A 15,338-nucleotide genomic window follows, 5' to 3' on the forward strand; every position below is an offset into this window, starting at 1 on the left:
TATGTGTCTTTCTAATGAGTTGTTTAAGCACTTTTCATTGTAGGTCATATGGAACTTTTTTTCTACACTCAAAAGGCTCTATAATCTCCATGGTGGATTTACCCACTACAGAAATTATAGAGCCGAAAAATGGCGGTCGCGGAGACATCACTGGTCAAGAAAAACCACCTCTTACTGTTATCCTGAATCAGAAAATTGTCCAGAAGCTGATTGAGAAAGTCGCTATGACAGCCATCGCTGAAAGTTTAGCCGTATCGACCTCAACCGTCTTCCGAAAGCTAAAGGAAGGCCAGTTCAAGACTGATCTGACCTGGCTCCCTGAGAACATGTCCTGGGACTCAAACAGTCTGGGGAGAGACTGTTTGAGGTGCGAGCCTTGAAACGAGAAAGCGAGCAACAGTTTCAAGAAAGGAAAAATGAGCTTCATTGCTCAGGATTTTGACTCGCTTAAAATTGTGGCAATCCTNAAAAATGAGCTTCATTGCTCAGGATTTTGACTCGCTTAAAATTGTGGCAATCCTAGATGGTCGAACCAAAGCTACCATTCGCAACCACTTTCTACGCTATTCTAGGGCGGTCAGAAGCCGAGTCAAGGTCATCACTATGGACATGTTTAGCCCTTGCTACGACATCGCTAAGAAACTATTTCCGAATGCCAAAATCGTCCTTGATCGCTTCTACCTCTCGCTTTCAAATTTCTTAGCTCGAGGCTAAAATAGTCCACTGGACTATTTTACTCCAACACATGAGCAGAGCCATGAATCGCCTGCGTGTCCAAATCATAAACCAGTTTGACCGAAAATCCCACGAGTATAGGGCGCTCAAGCGCTACTGGAAACTGATTCAGCAGGATAGTCGAAAGCTCAGCGATAAACGCTTCTATCGCCCAACTTTTCGTACGCACTTGACTAATCAGGAGATCGTCGCTAAGTTGCTCAGCTATTCTCCAGAATTGAAAGAGCACCTACCGCTCTTTCAAACTGGAGTTTATCAACCAGGAGACCTTCCAGTCACTAGAAGAACTAACCCTTAAAACCAAGGACTATGTCCACTGGTGGAACCATCATCGCATTCACGGTAGTCTCGATTACCAAACACCTATGGTTAAGCGAGTTATCGCTTAACAAAAACACTTTATAAAAATTGTACAGAAAAGGGGTGCCTTTTCAAATCAAGGACGGGATGCTCCAAGACCTTGCTCAACTGGAGTTGATGATTACGGATTATCAGGATAAACTTGCTTACCTTAACAAGGTTGCGGAAGTGCTACTCAATCTTGATAACGCAGATCCAGAAAATCGCAGACTAGCCTGGTATGATTATGCCAAGATGAATCTGACCGCAGATATTGCACTTGAACAGGTAGATCATGAGGTAAAACAATGTCAAGAAGAACTGGGTAAATTAATAGATGATTATGAATATGAAGTGAGACGTGTAGAGAAATTTGTTAATCAAATTGCTGGGAAAGAGAATTTATTTCCAAATCAACAAAAAATGATGGATTTAATATTTTTTGACAATAACACAAACAAATAATGTTGGAAAAGTGATATAATGAAAGTAACAAATTTGAGGAAGTTGAAAATGAAAAAATATAGAAGACACGAAGAAATAGCGCAACTTGTGCAAGAAAAGGGAACGGTTAGGATAGCTGAGTTAGTTGAACGATTCAACATTACAGATATGACGGCTCGACGTGATTTGTCTGAGTTAGAAGAGCAGGGAGTATTGACAAAAATACATGGCGGTGCTCGTAGCAATAATGCTTTTGCCGTGAAAGAGAGTTCTCATCAGGAAAAACACGATAAAAACATTGCAGAAAAGTCTGAAATAGCAAAGAAAGCAGCGGCTTTGATCGAGGATGGCGACACCATCTTTCTGGGTCCGGGCACAACTGTCGAATTGCTAGCAACGGAGATTCAGAATACTGCCTTGTCTGTTGTGACCAATTGCTACCCTGTTTTCAAGCACCTTTATGAGAAAAAGACGGAAACCTTTAAAGTTTATCTCTTAGGTGGCGAAATGCGACAAGTAACGGAATCGTTTGTGGGTGAAATTACAAATACTATCTTAGAAAAGATGAAATTCAGTAAAATGTTTTTTAGTGGCAATGGTGTAAAAGAAGGAGAGGTCATGACTTCTTCCTTTGCAGAAGCTTTTACACAACAAATGGCTTTAAGAAATTCTTTGGAAAAATATTTACTAATTGATACAACCAAGATAGGAAAAGAAGATTTTACAACGTTTTGTCATTTGGGAGAATTAACGGCTGTCATTACAGATTGCATGAGACCAGAACAACTGCAAAAAATTCAAGATTTTACAGAAGTGATTTCTTAGTATAACAAAAAAACCAACAAAAACCACATAAATTGTTTGTTTTTTTATTAAAAAAATCAAAAAAATAAAAAAATAACATTTTTTGAACAAAAAGTGTTGACAAAATGTTACCTTGGGTATATAATCATAGTTGTAAAAAGGTTGGAAACGCTTTTTTATATATTAACTATAAGGAGTACATTATGGCAATTATCATTGGTGCAGATCAAGCTGGACTAAAACTAAAAGATATTATCGTTGACTATCTTAAAGAAAATCAATTAGAGGTTATTGATGTTAGTCAAGGCGAGGTAAGAGATTTTGTCGATACGACTCTTGCTGTTGCCAAAGAGGTTCAAAAGGACGATGAAAACTTGGGTATTGCGATTGATGCTTATGGAGCAGGTAGTTTCATGGTCGCTACCAAGGTAAAAGGTATGGTAGCAGCAGAGGTATCAGATGAGCGGTCTGCCTATATGACGAGAGGTCACAACAATTCTCGGATGATTACAATTGGGTCGGAGATTGTTGGTACAACTCTTGCTAAAAATATTGTTAAAGGATTTGTCTTTGGTTCCTATGATGGTGGTAGACACCAAATTCGTGTAGATATGCTGAATAAAATGGGTTAAAATAGAAGAAGGGGATACTAATTATGAGAATTGCTGTTGGTTGTGACCACATTGTGACAGACGAGAAAATGGCTGTTGTTGATTACCTAAAAAACCAAGGTCATGATGTCATTGACTGCGGGACTTATGACCATGTGAGAACACACTATCCGATTTATGGAAAAAAGGTTGGTGAGGCTGTTGTCAGTGGTCAAGCAGACTTGGGCGTTTGTATCTGCGGAACTGGTGTCGGCATCAACAATGCCGTGAACAAGGTTCCGGGTGTCCGTTCAGCACTTGTCCGAGACATGTCTTCTGCAGTATATGCCAAGGAGGAATTAAATGCCAATGTTATTGGTTTTGGAGGCAAAGTAACAGGGGAGCTTTTGATGTGTGATATTATTGATGCATTCATTGCTGCTGAATACAAAAAAACTCCGGAAAATAAACTGTTGATTGAAAAAATCAGTCAAATTGAAACGCAAAATGCTGAACAAGCTAAACCAGAGTTCTTTAATGAATTTTTAGAAAAATGGAATCGTGGAGAGTATCACGATTAGAACATGGTTACCAATCGTTTAGTCTTTTATAAAAAACACTATCTTTAGGAGGAATTCTCTGATGAATAGAGAAGAAATTACCCTGTTAGGGTTTGAAATCGTTGCTTATGCAGGCGATGCACGCTCACGTCTCCTGGAAGCCTTATCGGCTGCACAAGCGGGTGATTATGACAAAGCTGAATCACTTGTTGAGGCAGCTGGGGAGTGTATCACCAATGCCCATAAAGCTCAGACAAGTTTGCTTCAAAAAGAAGCCCTGGGTGATGATCTGGCCTTTAGTGTGACCTTGATGCACGGTCAAGACCACTTGATGACAACCCTGTTGTTGAAAGATATGATGAAACATATGATTGAACTTTACAGAAGGAGTAATCGCTAATGAATGCTTTGATTAATGCGTTAGAAAAACAAAAGCCATTGTTTGAGAAAATTTCACGGAACATTTATCTCCGTGCTATTCGTGATGGCTTTATCGCCAGCATGCCAGTTATTCTTTTCTCTAGTATCTTCCTGTTGATTGCATTTGTGCCAAACATTTTCGGTTTTACTTGGAGTGATGATGTTGTCAGCATGCTGATGAAACCTTATGGCTATACGATGGGTGTTGTTGCCTTGCTGGTTGCTGGAACAACAGCGAAATCATTAACAGATTCGGTTAACCGTGATTTGGAAAGCACCAATCAGATTAACTACATGTCTACCATGTTGGCATCAATTACAGGCTTTTTGTTGCTAGCTTCTGATTCTATCGAGGGTGGTTTTGCTAATGGCTTTTTGGGTACGAAGGGGTTGCTTTCTGCCTTCCTGGCGGCTTTTATCACCGTTAACATTTATAAAGTCTGTGTTAAAAACAATGTCACCATTCGCATGCCTGCCGAAGTTCCACCGAATATTTCACAGGTATTCAAAGATTTGTTCCCATTCTCGTTCTCAATCTTTGCGCTCTATGGTTTAGATTTGCTTGCTCGCAATACCATTGGAACCAGTGTTGCTGAAGCTATCGGTACACTTCTTGCACCGCTCTTTACAGCAGCGGATGGTTACCTTGGTATTACCATTATCTTTGGTGCTTATGCCCTCTTCTGGTTTGTTGGTATCCATGGTCCATCAATTGTTGAGCCAGCGATTGCAGCTATTACTTACGCTAACATTGAAACGAACTTGCAGTTACTCCAAGCAGGTCAACATGCCGATAAAGTGTTGACTTCAGGAACACAAATGTTCATCGTGACCATGGGTGGTACTGGTGCAACCTTGGTAGTCCCATTCATGTTCATGTGGTTGACAAAATCAAAACGCAATCAGGCCATTGGACGTGCCTCAGTTGTTCCGACTTTCTTCGGTGTTAACGAACCAATTTTGTTTGGTGCACCGCTTGTTCTTAACCCAATTTTCTTTGTACCGTTTATCTTGACTCCAATTGTTAACGTCTGGATTTTCAAATTCTTCGTTGATACCTTGGGCATGAACAGTTTCTCTGTGAACCTTCCTTGGACAACTCCAGGACCGCTGGGCATTATCATGGGAACGCAATTTGCAGCCCTATCATTTGTACTTGCAGCTTTGCTTATTGTTGTTGACGTTGCCATCTATTACCCATTCTTGAAAGTGTATGATGACCAAATTTTGGCTGAGGAAGCGGCTGGTACCAGCAATGATATCTTGAAAGAAAAAGTTGCGGCGAACTTTAATACAGCTAAAGCGGATGCCATTCTTGAAAAAGCTGGTGTGACAGAAAAAGCATCAGAAACAGAAATCACTGAGCAGACTAATGTTCTCGTCCTTTGTGCAGGTGGTGGCACCAGTGGTCTCCTGGCTAATGCCTTGAATAAAGCGGCTAAAGAATATGGTGCTCCAGTAACTGCTGCTGCTGGAAGCTATGGTGCTCACCGTGAAATTTTGCCACAGTATCAATTGGTTATTCTAGCCCCTCAAGTCGCTTCTAACTATGAAGATATGAAGGTGGAAACAGATAAACTTGGCATTAAATTGGCTAAGACTGAAGGGGCTCAATACATTGGTTTGACCCGTGATGGTCAAGGTTCACTTGAATTTGTTAAGCAACAATTTGAAAATTAAATAAGAAAACATGGAAGGTTGGGGGAACTAAGCCTTCTCTTTGGCTTAGAAGAACTAGTTTTAGAAGAGGAATATGATGACAAAAACATTGCCAAAAGACTTTATTTTCGGTGGCGCAACAGCTGCTTACCAAGCAGAAGGGGCAACAAAAACAGATGGTAAGGGGTCGGTTGCTTGGGATAAATACCTGGAAGAAAATTACTGGTACACTGCAGAGCCAGCTAGTGATTTTTATAACCGTTATCCAGTTGATTTGAAGTTAGCAGAGGAATTTGGTGTTAATGGCATTCGGATTTCAATTGCTTGGTCACGCATTTTTCCAACTGGATTTGGAGAGGTCAATCCCAAAGGTGTTGCATACTATCACAATCTTTTTGAGGAATGCCATAAACGTGGGGTGGAGCCATTTGTCACGTTGCACCATTTTGATACCCCGGAAGCACTACATTCAAATGGTGACTTCTTGAACCGTGACAATATTGACCACTTTGTGAATTATGCAGCCTTTTGCTTTGAAGAATTCACAGAAGTTAATTACTGGACAACCTTCAATGAAATTGGTCCAATTGGTGATGGGCAATACTTGGTTGGAAAATTCCCTCCTGGAATCCAGTACGATTTAGCTAAAGTGTTCCAATCTCACCATAACATGATGGTTTCTCATGCGCGTGCGGTTAAACTCTATAAAGATAAGGGTTATACTGGTGAAATTGGTGTGGTTCATGCTTTGCCGACCAAATACCCATATGATCCTGAAAACCCAGAAGACGTTCGTGCAGCGGAATTAGAGGATATTATCCATAATAAATTTATCCTTGATGCCACCTATTTGGGTCATTATTCTGAAGCAACTATGACTGGTGTTCGTCACATTTTAGCAACAAATGGCGGGGAATTAGATCTCCGTGATGACGATTTTGCAGCCTTAGAAGCAGCCAAAGCTCTTAATGATTTCTTGGGAATTAACTATTATATGAGTGATTGGATGCGGGCTTTCGATGGTGAGACGGAAATCATTCATAATGGCAAGGGAGAAAAAGGCAGTTCTAAATACCAAATTAAGGGGATAGGACGTCGTGAGGCACCTGGCAATATTCCAAAAACTGACTGGGATTGGATTATTTACCCACAAGGGTTGTATGATCAAATCATGCGTGTCAAAACAGATTATCCAAACTATAAAAAAATCTATATTACAGAAAACGGTTTGGGTTATAAAGATGAATTTGTCGATGGTACTGTTTATGATGATGGTCGGATTGACTATGTCAAAAAACACCTAGAAGTGATTTCTGATGCGATTGCTGACGGTGCAAATGTCAAAGGCTACTTTATCTGGTCTCTGATGGATGTTTTCTCATGGTCAAACGGCTACGAAAAACGTTATGGTTTGTTCTATGTTGATTTTGAAACTCAAGAAAGATACCCTAAGAAATCGGCTTATTGGTACAAAGAAGTAGCTGAGACATTAACAATTTTATAAGAGATATTTTTGATGGGAGGGTCGCACTTAACGCCTCTCCCTCTTCTGTGTGGAGGATAGATGATGGTTATTCAATTAAAAAATGATGAGCTAACGGTTGAATTTTCAACTTTTGGCGGAGCTCTTTCGTCAATCAAAGATAAAGACGGTATCGAATACCTTTGGCAGGGAGATGCCACTTATTGGAGTGGGCAAGCACCAGTTCTTTTTCCTATTTGTGGCAGCTTGCGAAATGACAAAGCTATTTACGACGATAATGAAGTTGGTTTTATGCCACGTCATGGTCTTGTTCGTAAGTGTGAATTTGAATTAGTAGACCATAGTGAGAATCAGGTAACATTTGGTATTCAAGCAACTGATGAGATGTTGGCACAATACCCTTATCGGTTTGAATTGAAGATTACTTATACCTTAATTGGAAAAACGCTTAGGACAACTTATCAGGTAATCAACCATGAAACAGAGAAGGAATTGCCTTATTTTATCGGTGGTCATCCTGGTTTCAATTGTCCTCTACTTGATGGTGAAGCTTACGAAGATTATTATCTGGAGTTCGAGACTGATGAAACCTGTACCGTTCCACGGAGCTTCCCAGAAACTGGTTTGTTGGATGTAAACGACCGAACACCATTTTTGAATGGACAAAAGATTTTAGATTTAGATTACGATTTATTTAGTCATGATGCGATTACGCTAGATCAACTGATTTCTCGTAGTGTCAGCCTCAAATCTAGAACAAGTCATAAGGGTCTGAGAGTGGATTTTGCTGACTTTTCAAATCTTATCATTTGGTCAACAACCAATAAAGGTCCATTTATTGCCCTGGAACCCTGGAGTGGTCTCTCGACGTCTCTTGAGGAAAGTGATGACTTCCATCAAAAACGTCAAGTTGAAATGATTGAACCTGATCAAATGAGTCGTAAAGAGTTTGACATCACGATCTTATAAAGGTAAGAATCGTTTTAATTTTTATTAGCGAGCCTCCATATTGTTCGTGGAGGTTTTTATTATTAAGCATAGCCAGGAGCACTCTGAAAGTCATACAGTAACTTCGATTGTCCAAATAGGACAATTCAAAAAAAGTCTTTGGCACTAGAACAGGTGACCAGGCTAGTGAATCCACATAAAACAATTTATACTTTTGTTTGTTATAGCAATTGTACTAATTAGAAATTTAATTTTTCAGTCATTTTAGATTAATAAGCTAGCGATATCGGGATGTAGTTGTCCACTGTTAACCTGTTCAATCCAACTGTTAACAGGCTTATGAGATGAATTGTGTTCAAACCAATCAAAGGATACGAATTCATCAATAAGTTGTTCGTGTGATTCAAGAGCGTTAAGTCTACGTTTTAAGGATATGAGTTGTTTAAGCTGATTCTCAATGTGAGATTTTTGGTCATTGATTAACTCTAGAATCAGTGTTTTTGTTAGGGTCTTCTCAGTTATTTTTCTCAATATTGTCCTGATTTGTTCAAGAGTTAAGCCCAAGCCTGAAAAGTACAAAATGAGATGGAGTGTTTTGACGCTTTGGTCTGGGTAATTACGGTAGTTATTGGGTAAACGCTCAGGCTCAGGCAGAAGTCCTCTTCGCTCGTAATATCGGATGGTGGAGATAGGTAGTCCTGTTGCTTTTGCTAATTCTTTAATTGTCATAATCTTACCTCTTGACATTAAACTATGGTTCATAGTTTATACTAAGTTGGATAAAAAAACAAGAGGTTATAGACAATGAGAGCAAGTGTATTTCAAGAGACAACTTTTGGTCGTGTGCACGGTAGTAGCGACGGGGTAACTGAGCGGTTTGCAGGGCTTCGATATGCCCATGCCCAGCACTATGGTATTCCTCAGCCCTTTTCTTATGAAGGTGGCGTGATTGATGCGACCAAGCTGGCACCAATTGCAGCCCAGCCAAACATCTATTTCAAGGAATACTACTTCAAGCAAAATTACAGCAGTCAGGAGCAGACTGAGCACCCGCAAATCCTATCCATTTACCGACCGGTCGGAACGACAGAGGCTGACCAGTTGCCTGTCATGATTTGGATTCATGGAGGAGCATTTACGAATGGGAGTGGGGAGAGTAGTGAGTACACTCCAGATTTATTGGTTTCCCAAGAGCGGGTCATCGTGGTTAATATCAGCTACCGTTTGGGGGGGTTGGGATATTTGCGAGACCAAGCTGGTCACTTGGCCAATCTTGGCTTGCTAGACCAAATTGAAGCAATTAAGTGGATTAAGGCACAAATTGCTCAATTTGGTGGTAATCCTGCTCAAATGACACTCTTTGGCCAATCGGCTGGAGCAGAATCAGTACGAGCCATCCTGCTTGCAGATGGGACAGAAGGTCTTATTCAGAGAGCGATAATACAGAGTGACCCAATCGGGGCTGCACAAGCTGACCGCTCTGCCATGTCCCAAGAGATGCTGGACAAGTTGCTGGAACTCCCGCTAGATGCTCCCCTGTCTGAACTGTTGACTAAGCAGGTGGAGATTGAGGAGACGACCAAGGTCAGGGGGCTGGCTCGTTTTATGAAGTTTGGCCCGCACTATGGGGTCTATCCTTTGCCTAGTTTGGCTGAGATTCCTGATCGTTTAGAGGCGCGTGCCAAGGAGGTGACCCTCTTTATCGGCAGTAACACCAGAGAAGTGGCCAGCTTTTTGCCGACCCAGCCTAAGATTTTGGGATTGAGCGACAAACGCCTGGGCCGCAAGGCCATTGAGCTAGTGGTCAAGAAGCTCAGTCGGAAGATTTTTAACCAACCTGCCCTGGACTTTGCCCAAGCCTATGCTGAGGCTGGTGGGAAAACTTACCATTACAGCTTTTTTTGGCAAGATTAGAGCCACCTTGTTGCTGCGGGTCACGATTTAGAATTGCCACTACTTTTTAATTTCTCTGCTTTTCCGGATTCGCCCTTTCTTTTGGGAAAAAGCTGATCTGAAACTCAAGTTGATGGTCAACGACTTCGCAGAGTTTGGGGACAGTTTGCCCGAACAGGTCAGGTTGACCTAGTCGGTATACCGCTTATGTTGGAAATTAATCAAGTTAAATATGTTGTAGTTTTCTTATACGAATATTGGTAGATTAGTGGATTCTCTTCTAAGGTTCTTACCTCAAAAATGAAGAAGTGATCACGGTTATCTCTTGCCTTCTCCTTATTTAGGACAAAGTAATTCTTACGTGAAGTCGCCATTGTTTTGAGGATATCATCGATCAGGAAGGTCAATGGAATATTCATGTTGGAGTAACGGTAGAAGTCACGTTCAAAATCTTGGTAGCTCTCGCTATAATAGTCCATTTGCAGGTGATTACGCTGAAACTCAAGCTGATTCATAAAGCACCTCCTCAACAAGTTCAATACTCAAAATATCTTTCAATTTCAAATTGATGTGGGCTGTTGTAGTTTTTATCAAAATGAAATCCTTATTCAGACTTGGTATTGTTCCAGTGTAGGAAGTTTTTATCAATCAGATGAATGCGCGTGTGTAGCTGCCCAGCGTATACTTGACTGAGGAGTAATAATTTCTTCTCCAGTGACAAATCTGACATGTACGTTATTTTGTTTGTGTCATCAAAGAGTGCTGATGTATGCTCAGATAGGAAAAATCCCATCCATTTTTGCATCTTAGTATCCTGGTGCTCTCTTGCTGACTGAAATGGTAAGTATGAACGGTCAACAGTCTCTTGCGTGATGCGCACGCATTCCATGAAAATTGATTAAATTTTTCATTTCCTACCTGAAAAGACGGGGTCTTCATTGTCAATATTTTTAAATGTATCTAAAACTGTAGGTACATCTTTTGGTAAGATTAATTGTTCCTGCCGTTTACCTCCTTTACCGCGTTTAACGACAACATAAAAATTTCCAGCTTCATCTTGAATGAGATCTTTTCCGGTTAGGTTATGTTTGTGTCTCTTTTTTTTGTGTCTTTTTCGATGATCCATTCAAAATTTTTGGGAAGAAGGATGACGTAATGATGTTAAATGCAACTATTGAAATAAGAGACATAGATGAATTAGCAAGATTTTTGGAAGAAATGCTAGAAAAATATGGAAACAAGGTAATGGATCAAATAAATAAAGATAATCTCTCATATTCCAAAGGAAGTTTTGAATCTGGTTCGTAATTTAAGGAATGCTGCAGCCCATAACAATTGCATCTTGTCTGATTTGAATTCTAAAACAACAGTTTCAACTCAAGCTATTATTGACTTTGTAAAAAGTATAGAAGGAATTACAAAATTCAGTAGAAGAAAAAAATTATCTTCTCGGGCTTTATTAGAATCTGTTGCACTTATTTATGTTTATGATATCTTTTTTGAGATGAACTTTCTTGATGTAGAGTTGCTCATTCCAAGCAATGGCATAAACTACGCAGTTATAACCAATCTTATAACCATATTTTTAGCCCTGATGTTCTGTCATCAATCACTTAAAAACCATCAATGACTTTAAAATAATTAACTGAGAAGTTTAATCGCCGATAAATCTGCTAAATTCCTTAATTTGTGGTATAATGGTAATTGATTAACCTCAAAGAAAGAGAATGGTTATGCAAGATAAAAACCTAATTACGGTCAATTTAACCAGCGAAATGAAAACGAGTTTTATTGACTACGCCATGAGTGTCATCGTGGCTCGGGCTCTTCCGGATGTTCGAGATGGGCTTAAACCTGTTCATCGCCGTATCCTCTATGGCATGAATGAACTTGGTGTGACGCCTGATAAGCCTCACAAAAAATCCGCCCGTATCACGGGTGATGTCATGGGTAAATACCACCCTCATGGGGACAGTTCTATCTATGAGGCCATGGTGCGAATGGCTCAGTGGTGGAGCTACCGCCACATGCTGGTTGACGGTCACGGCAACTTTGGCTCCATGGATGGTGATGGGGCTGCTGCTCAGCGTTACACCGAAGCTCGCATGAGTAAGATTGCCCTTGAAATGCTCCGTGACATCAACAAAAACACCGTTGATTTTACCGACAACTACGATGGCAATGAGAAAGAGCCCTTGGTGCTTCCTGCTCGCTTCCCTAACCTCTTGGTGAATGGAGCGACAGGGATTGCCGTTGGTATGGCAACCAATATCCCCCCTCATAACCTCGGTGAAACCATTGAGGCAGTCAAGTTGGTGATGGACAAGCCAGAGGTGACGACGCGTGAATTGATGGAGGTTTTGCCTGGACCAGACTTCCCTACAGGGGCTCTGGTTATGGGGAAATCAGGCATTCACCGCGCTTACGACACAGGTAAAGGGTCGATTGTTCTGAGGTCACGAACTGAAATCGAAACCACCAAGTCTGGTCGAGAACGCATCGTGGCGACAGAATTCCCTTACATGGTCAACAAAAGTAAGGTCCTTGAGCATATTGTTAAGCTTGCTCAGGAGAAGCGAATAGAAGGCATCACCGCTGTTCGGGATGAGTCCAGTCGTGAAGGGGTACGGATGGTGATTGAGGTTAAGCGTGATGCCTCAGCTAGTGTTATCCTCAACAACCTCTTCAAGCTGACGCAGCTTCAAACTAATTTTAGTTTTAACATGCTGGCCATTGAAAATGGCATTCCAAAAATCCTCTCCCTGAGGGCGATTTTGGATAATTACATCGCTCACCAGAAGGAAGTCATTGTTCGTCGCACCCAATTTGATAAAGACAAGGCAGAAAGTAAGGCGCATATCTTAGCCGGTCTTTTGATTGCCCTTGATCACATTGATGAAGTCATTCGGATTATCCGAAATAGTGAGACAGATGCCCAAGCTCAGGCAGAATTGATGGCTAAGTTTGACCTGTCAGAGCGTCAGAGTCAAGCTATCTTGGATATGCGTCTGCGTCGTTTGACGGGCTTGGAACGTGACAAGATTCAGTCCGAATATGATGAGTTAATTGCCTTGATTGCTGATTTGGCTGATATTCTGGCTAAACCAGAGCGGGTAGTGACCATCATTAAGGATGAGATGGATGAGATTAAGCGCAAGTATGACGATGCCCGCCGCACGGAACTTATGGTCGGTGAAGTATTGTCTATTGAAGATGAAGATTTAATCGAAGAAGAAGATGTCTTGATTACTCTGTCCAACAAGGGTTACATCAAACGCTTGGCGCAAGATGAATTTCGTGCTCAGAAACGAGGTGGTCGTGGGGTGCAAGGAACTGGTGTCAACGATGATGACTTTGTTCGTGAGCTAGTGTCTACCAGCACCCACGACGCCATGCTCTTCTTTACGAATAAAGGAAGGGTATATCGTCTGAAGGGCTATGAAATTCCAGAATACGGTCGGACTGCCAAGGGTCTTCCTGTCGTCAACCTGCTCAAGTTAGATGAGGGGGAAACGATTCAGACCATTATCAATGTCAAAACTGATGACTTCAAGGATAAGCACCTCTTCTTCACGACCCGTCAAGGAGTGATTAAGCGGACTAGCCTATCTGAATTTGGCAACATCCGTCAAAATGGACTAAGAGCACTCAATCTGAGGGACGAAGATGAGTTGATTAACGTCCTGTTGACATCGGGTCAAGACGACATCATTATCGGGACTCAGACGGGTTATTCTGTTCGTTTCAACGAAGAAACTATCCGAAGCATGAGCCGTGTCGCGACCGGGGTTAAAGGTGTAACTTTAAGAGAAGGTGACCGTGTCGTCGGCGCAGCCCAAATCAATGATGATCAGGAAGTCTTGATTATCACCGAAAAAGGCTTTGGTAAACGGACCTCAGCGACCGAATACCCAACCAAGAACCGTGGAGGTAAAGGTATTAAAACTGCTAACATCACCAGCAAAAACGGGGTCTTGGCAGGTTTAGTAACCGTATCAGGAGATGAGGACATCATGATTATCACTGATACAGGGGTTATTATCCGAACACGCGTGGCAGATATTTCTCAAACCGGTCGCTCAACCCAAGGGGTTAAGGTTATGAGACTAGATGAGGAAGCAAAAATTGTCACCTTTGCTTTGGTCAAGCCTGAGGAAATAAATGAAGAAAATGAGGCAGAACATGACGAAAACTCGTAAAACCAAACATTCAAAAAGACTAGGACGTTTCCTCTACAATCTATTCTTGTTTCTTCTAGTTATTGTTGGTTTGGCTTTGATTTTTAACAAGTCTATCCGCAATTTTATCATAGGGCAAAATAGTAATAAATATCAGGTGACACAAGTCACTAAGGAAGAAATTGAGGCCAACAAAGAAGCGGAAGCTAGCTTTGACTTTGCTGCTGTACAGTCGCTCAGTACGGAAGCTGTTCTAGCAGCCCAGATGAATGCTCAAAACTTACCTGTTATCGGAGGCATTGCTATTCCTGAGTTGGAAATTAATCTACCGATTTTTAAAGGGGTTGGGAATACCGAGATTGCTTATGGTGCAGGCACCATGAAGCCTGATCAGGTGATGGGAGAGCGTAACTATGCACTCGCTAGCCACCATATCTTCGGTATTGAAGGAGCTTCTAAAATGCTCTTTTCACCGCTGGACAATGCTCAAAACGGTATGAAAATCTACTTGACTGACAAGGAGAAAATCTATACCTATGTCATTTCTGAGGTCAAGGTCGTATCACCTGAACACGTTGAGGTCATTGATGACCGTCCTGGTCAAACGGAGGTGACCTTGGTGACTTGTACAGACTTTGATGCGACGAATCGGATTATCGTCCACGGCACTTTCCAAGAGTCTGTAGAATTTGCAAAAGCACCAACGGAAGTCCTTAAAGCCTTTGAAATGAAGTACAACCAGCGTATTTTTTAAGACAATCCCCCTCGCAAATGCGAGGGGTTCTTAGTAAGGAGAAAGAGATGACACTTGACTTATCAGCCATTCATCATGTGGCGATTATCGTCTCAGACTATGATCGATCCCGTGATTTTTATGTTAACAAGCTGGGTTTTGAAGTGATTCGTGAGAACTATCGTCCAGAACGCCATGATTATAAATTAGATTTACGTTGCGGGACTATTGAGCTAGAGATTTTTGGCAATAAGCTGAGCGATGCTGCCTACGTTGCACCGCCCAAGCGGATAGGCAGACCAGAGTACGACCGAGAGGCCTGCGGTCTTAGACACCTAGCCTTTTATGTTCCAGACGTTAAAACAACAGTAGCAGAATTAACCAAGCTAGGGATTGCTTGTGAACCCATTCGTTATGATGACTACACAGGGAAAGCCATGACCTTCTTTTTTGATCCAGATGGCTTGCCACTAGAGTTGCATGAGTAGAACAACTAAGTTTTATCAATTTAATAATTAGTTCAAATCCATACTTCTAATTTACAACCGGTGA

General features: G+C 41.4%; 16 protein-coding genes and 4 pseudogenes. 16 read left to right on the forward strand and 4 right to left on the reverse strand.

Translation table 11 applies throughout. From position 1 onward, the window contains the following. Nucleotides 1-126: 126 nt before the first annotated feature. The 10 genes and pseudogenes from ACERC7_RS02845 to ACERC7_RS02890 form a co-directional block, all read left to right on the forward strand. Nucleotides 127-979, forward strand: a pseudogene (locus tag ACERC7_RS02845) (transposase); the annotation flags it as partial. Beyond that, nucleotides 957-1,124, forward strand: a pseudogene (locus tag ACERC7_RS02850) (IS3 family transposase); the annotation flags it as partial. The pseudogenes ACERC7_RS02845 and ACERC7_RS02850, both read left to right, overlap by 23 nt. A 46-nt stretch (nucleotides 1,125-1,170) precedes the next feature. Next, a pseudogene (locus ACERC7_RS02855) lies at nucleotides 1,171-1,539 on the forward strand (helical hairpin domain-containing protein); the annotation flags it as partial. 48 nt (nucleotides 1,540-1,587) lie between these two features. Continuing rightward, nucleotides 1,588-2,343 carry a DeoR/GlpR family DNA-binding transcription regulator gene (locus tag ACERC7_RS02860; protein WP_373659868.1) on the forward strand — a complete coding sequence of 252 codons (756 nt, stop codon included), beginning with the start codon at nucleotides 1,588-1,590 and terminating at the stop codon, nucleotides 2,341-2,343. 182 nt (nucleotides 2,344-2,525) lie between these two features. Then, nucleotides 2,526-2,954 carry a galactose-6-phosphate isomerase subunit LacA gene (gene lacA, locus ACERC7_RS02865; RefSeq protein ID WP_373659866.1) on the forward strand — a complete coding sequence of 143 codons (429 nt, stop codon included), beginning with the start codon at nucleotides 2,526-2,528 and terminating at the stop codon, nucleotides 2,952-2,954. Between the two features lie 23 nt (nucleotides 2,955-2,977). Next, nucleotides 2,978-3,493 carry a galactose-6-phosphate isomerase subunit LacB gene (lacB, locus tag ACERC7_RS02870; protein ID WP_373658474.1) on the forward strand — a complete coding sequence of 172 codons (516 nt, stop codon included), beginning with the start codon at nucleotides 2,978-2,980 and terminating at the stop codon, nucleotides 3,491-3,493. A gap of 61 nt (nucleotides 3,494-3,554) precedes the next feature. Beyond that, nucleotides 3,555-3,872, forward strand: a complete 318-nt coding sequence (locus ACERC7_RS02875) for a PTS lactose/cellobiose transporter subunit IIA (protein ID WP_373658473.1) — start codon at nucleotides 3,555-3,557, stop codon at nucleotides 3,870-3,872. Then, on the forward strand, nucleotides 3,872-5,572 hold the full coding sequence (locus ACERC7_RS02880; RefSeq protein WP_373658471.1) for a lactose-specific PTS transporter subunit EIIC: 1,701 nt from the start codon (nucleotides 3,872-3,874) through the stop codon (nucleotides 5,570-5,572). The genes ACERC7_RS02875 and ACERC7_RS02880 overlap by 1 nt, the downstream gene beginning before the upstream one ends. Before the next feature lie 76 nt (nucleotides 5,573-5,648). Then, entirely contained in the window at nucleotides 5,649-7,055 is a 1,407-nt protein-coding gene (gene lacG / locus ACERC7_RS02885) for a 6-phospho-beta-galactosidase (RefSeq protein WP_373658470.1), read from the forward strand. A gap of 63 nt (nucleotides 7,056-7,118) precedes the next feature. Then, entirely contained in the window at nucleotides 7,119-8,003 is an 885-nt protein-coding gene (locus ACERC7_RS02890; RefSeq protein WP_373666116.1) for an aldose 1-epimerase family protein, read from the forward strand. A 243-nt stretch (nucleotides 8,004-8,246) separates the two neighbouring features. Here the strand turns inward: ACERC7_RS02890 and ACERC7_RS02895 are convergent, their stop codons facing one another. Next, nucleotides 8,247-8,711, reverse strand: a complete 465-nt coding sequence (locus tag ACERC7_RS02895) for a MerR family transcriptional regulator (protein ID WP_373666084.1) — start codon at nucleotides 8,709-8,711, stop codon at nucleotides 8,247-8,249. 75 nt (nucleotides 8,712-8,786) lie between these two features. On the opposite strand from ACERC7_RS02895, the gene ACERC7_RS02900 reads away from it, so the two are divergent. After that, a complete protein-coding gene (locus ACERC7_RS02900; protein ID WP_373666085.1) occupies nucleotides 8,787-9,896 on the forward strand; it encodes a carboxylesterase family protein in 1,110 nt (369 codons plus the stop codon). Between the two features lie 200 nt (nucleotides 9,897-10,096). Here ACERC7_RS02900 and ACERC7_RS02905 read toward each other — a convergent pair whose 3' ends face one another. The 3 genes and pseudogenes from ACERC7_RS02905 to ACERC7_RS02915 form a co-directional block, all read right to left on the reverse strand. Next, nucleotides 10,097-10,390 carry a DUF5960 family protein gene (locus ACERC7_RS02905; protein ID WP_373659861.1) on the reverse strand — a complete coding sequence of 98 codons (294 nt, stop codon included), beginning with the start codon at nucleotides 10,388-10,390 and terminating at the stop codon, nucleotides 10,097-10,099. After that, nucleotides 10,377-10,680, reverse strand: a pseudogene (locus ACERC7_RS02910) (hypothetical protein). Before ACERC7_RS02910 ends, ACERC7_RS02905 begins: the two are co-directional and overlap by 14 nt. Before the next feature lie 102 nt (nucleotides 10,681-10,782). Continuing rightward, entirely contained in the window at nucleotides 10,783-11,001 is a 219-nt protein-coding gene (locus ACERC7_RS02915) for a hypothetical protein (RefSeq protein WP_373659860.1), read from the reverse strand. Between the two features lie 29 nt (nucleotides 11,002-11,030). Between ACERC7_RS02915 and ACERC7_RS02920 the strand changes: the two genes are divergently transcribed. The 5 genes from ACERC7_RS02920 (at nucleotide 11,031) to ACERC7_RS02940 (ending at nucleotide 15,274) form a co-directional block, all read left to right on the forward strand. After that, a complete protein-coding gene (locus tag ACERC7_RS02920; RefSeq protein ID WP_373658463.1) occupies nucleotides 11,031-11,183 on the forward strand; it encodes a hypothetical protein in 153 nt (50 codons plus the stop codon). Then, nucleotides 11,167-11,505: a hypothetical protein gene (locus tag ACERC7_RS02925; RefSeq protein ID WP_373658462.1), complete on the forward strand. Its 339-nt coding sequence runs from the start codon at nucleotides 11,167-11,169 to the stop codon at nucleotides 11,503-11,505. The genes ACERC7_RS02920 and ACERC7_RS02925 overlap by 17 nt, the downstream gene beginning before the upstream one ends. A 103-nt stretch (nucleotides 11,506-11,608) precedes the next feature. Continuing rightward, on the forward strand, nucleotides 11,609-14,074 hold the full coding sequence (gene gyrA, locus ACERC7_RS02930) for a DNA gyrase subunit A (protein WP_373666086.1): 2,466 nt from the start codon (nucleotides 11,609-11,611) through the stop codon (nucleotides 14,072-14,074). After that, nucleotides 14,058-14,807 carry a class A sortase gene (locus ACERC7_RS02935; protein WP_373659857.1) on the forward strand — a complete coding sequence of 250 codons (750 nt, stop codon included), beginning with the start codon at nucleotides 14,058-14,060 and terminating at the stop codon, nucleotides 14,805-14,807. Before gyrA ends, ACERC7_RS02935 begins: the two co-directional genes overlap by 17 nt. A 47-nt stretch (nucleotides 14,808-14,854) precedes the next feature. Further along, entirely contained in the window at nucleotides 14,855-15,274 is a 420-nt protein-coding gene (locus ACERC7_RS02940; RefSeq protein WP_373666087.1) for a VOC family protein, read from the forward strand. Nucleotides 15,275-15,338: the final 64 nt, after the last annotated feature.

The sequence above is a fragment of the Streptococcus sp. E17BB genome, assembly GCF_041807725.1.
Lineage (GTDB): Bacteria > Bacillota > Bacilli > Lactobacillales > Streptococcaceae > Streptococcus > Streptococcus entericus.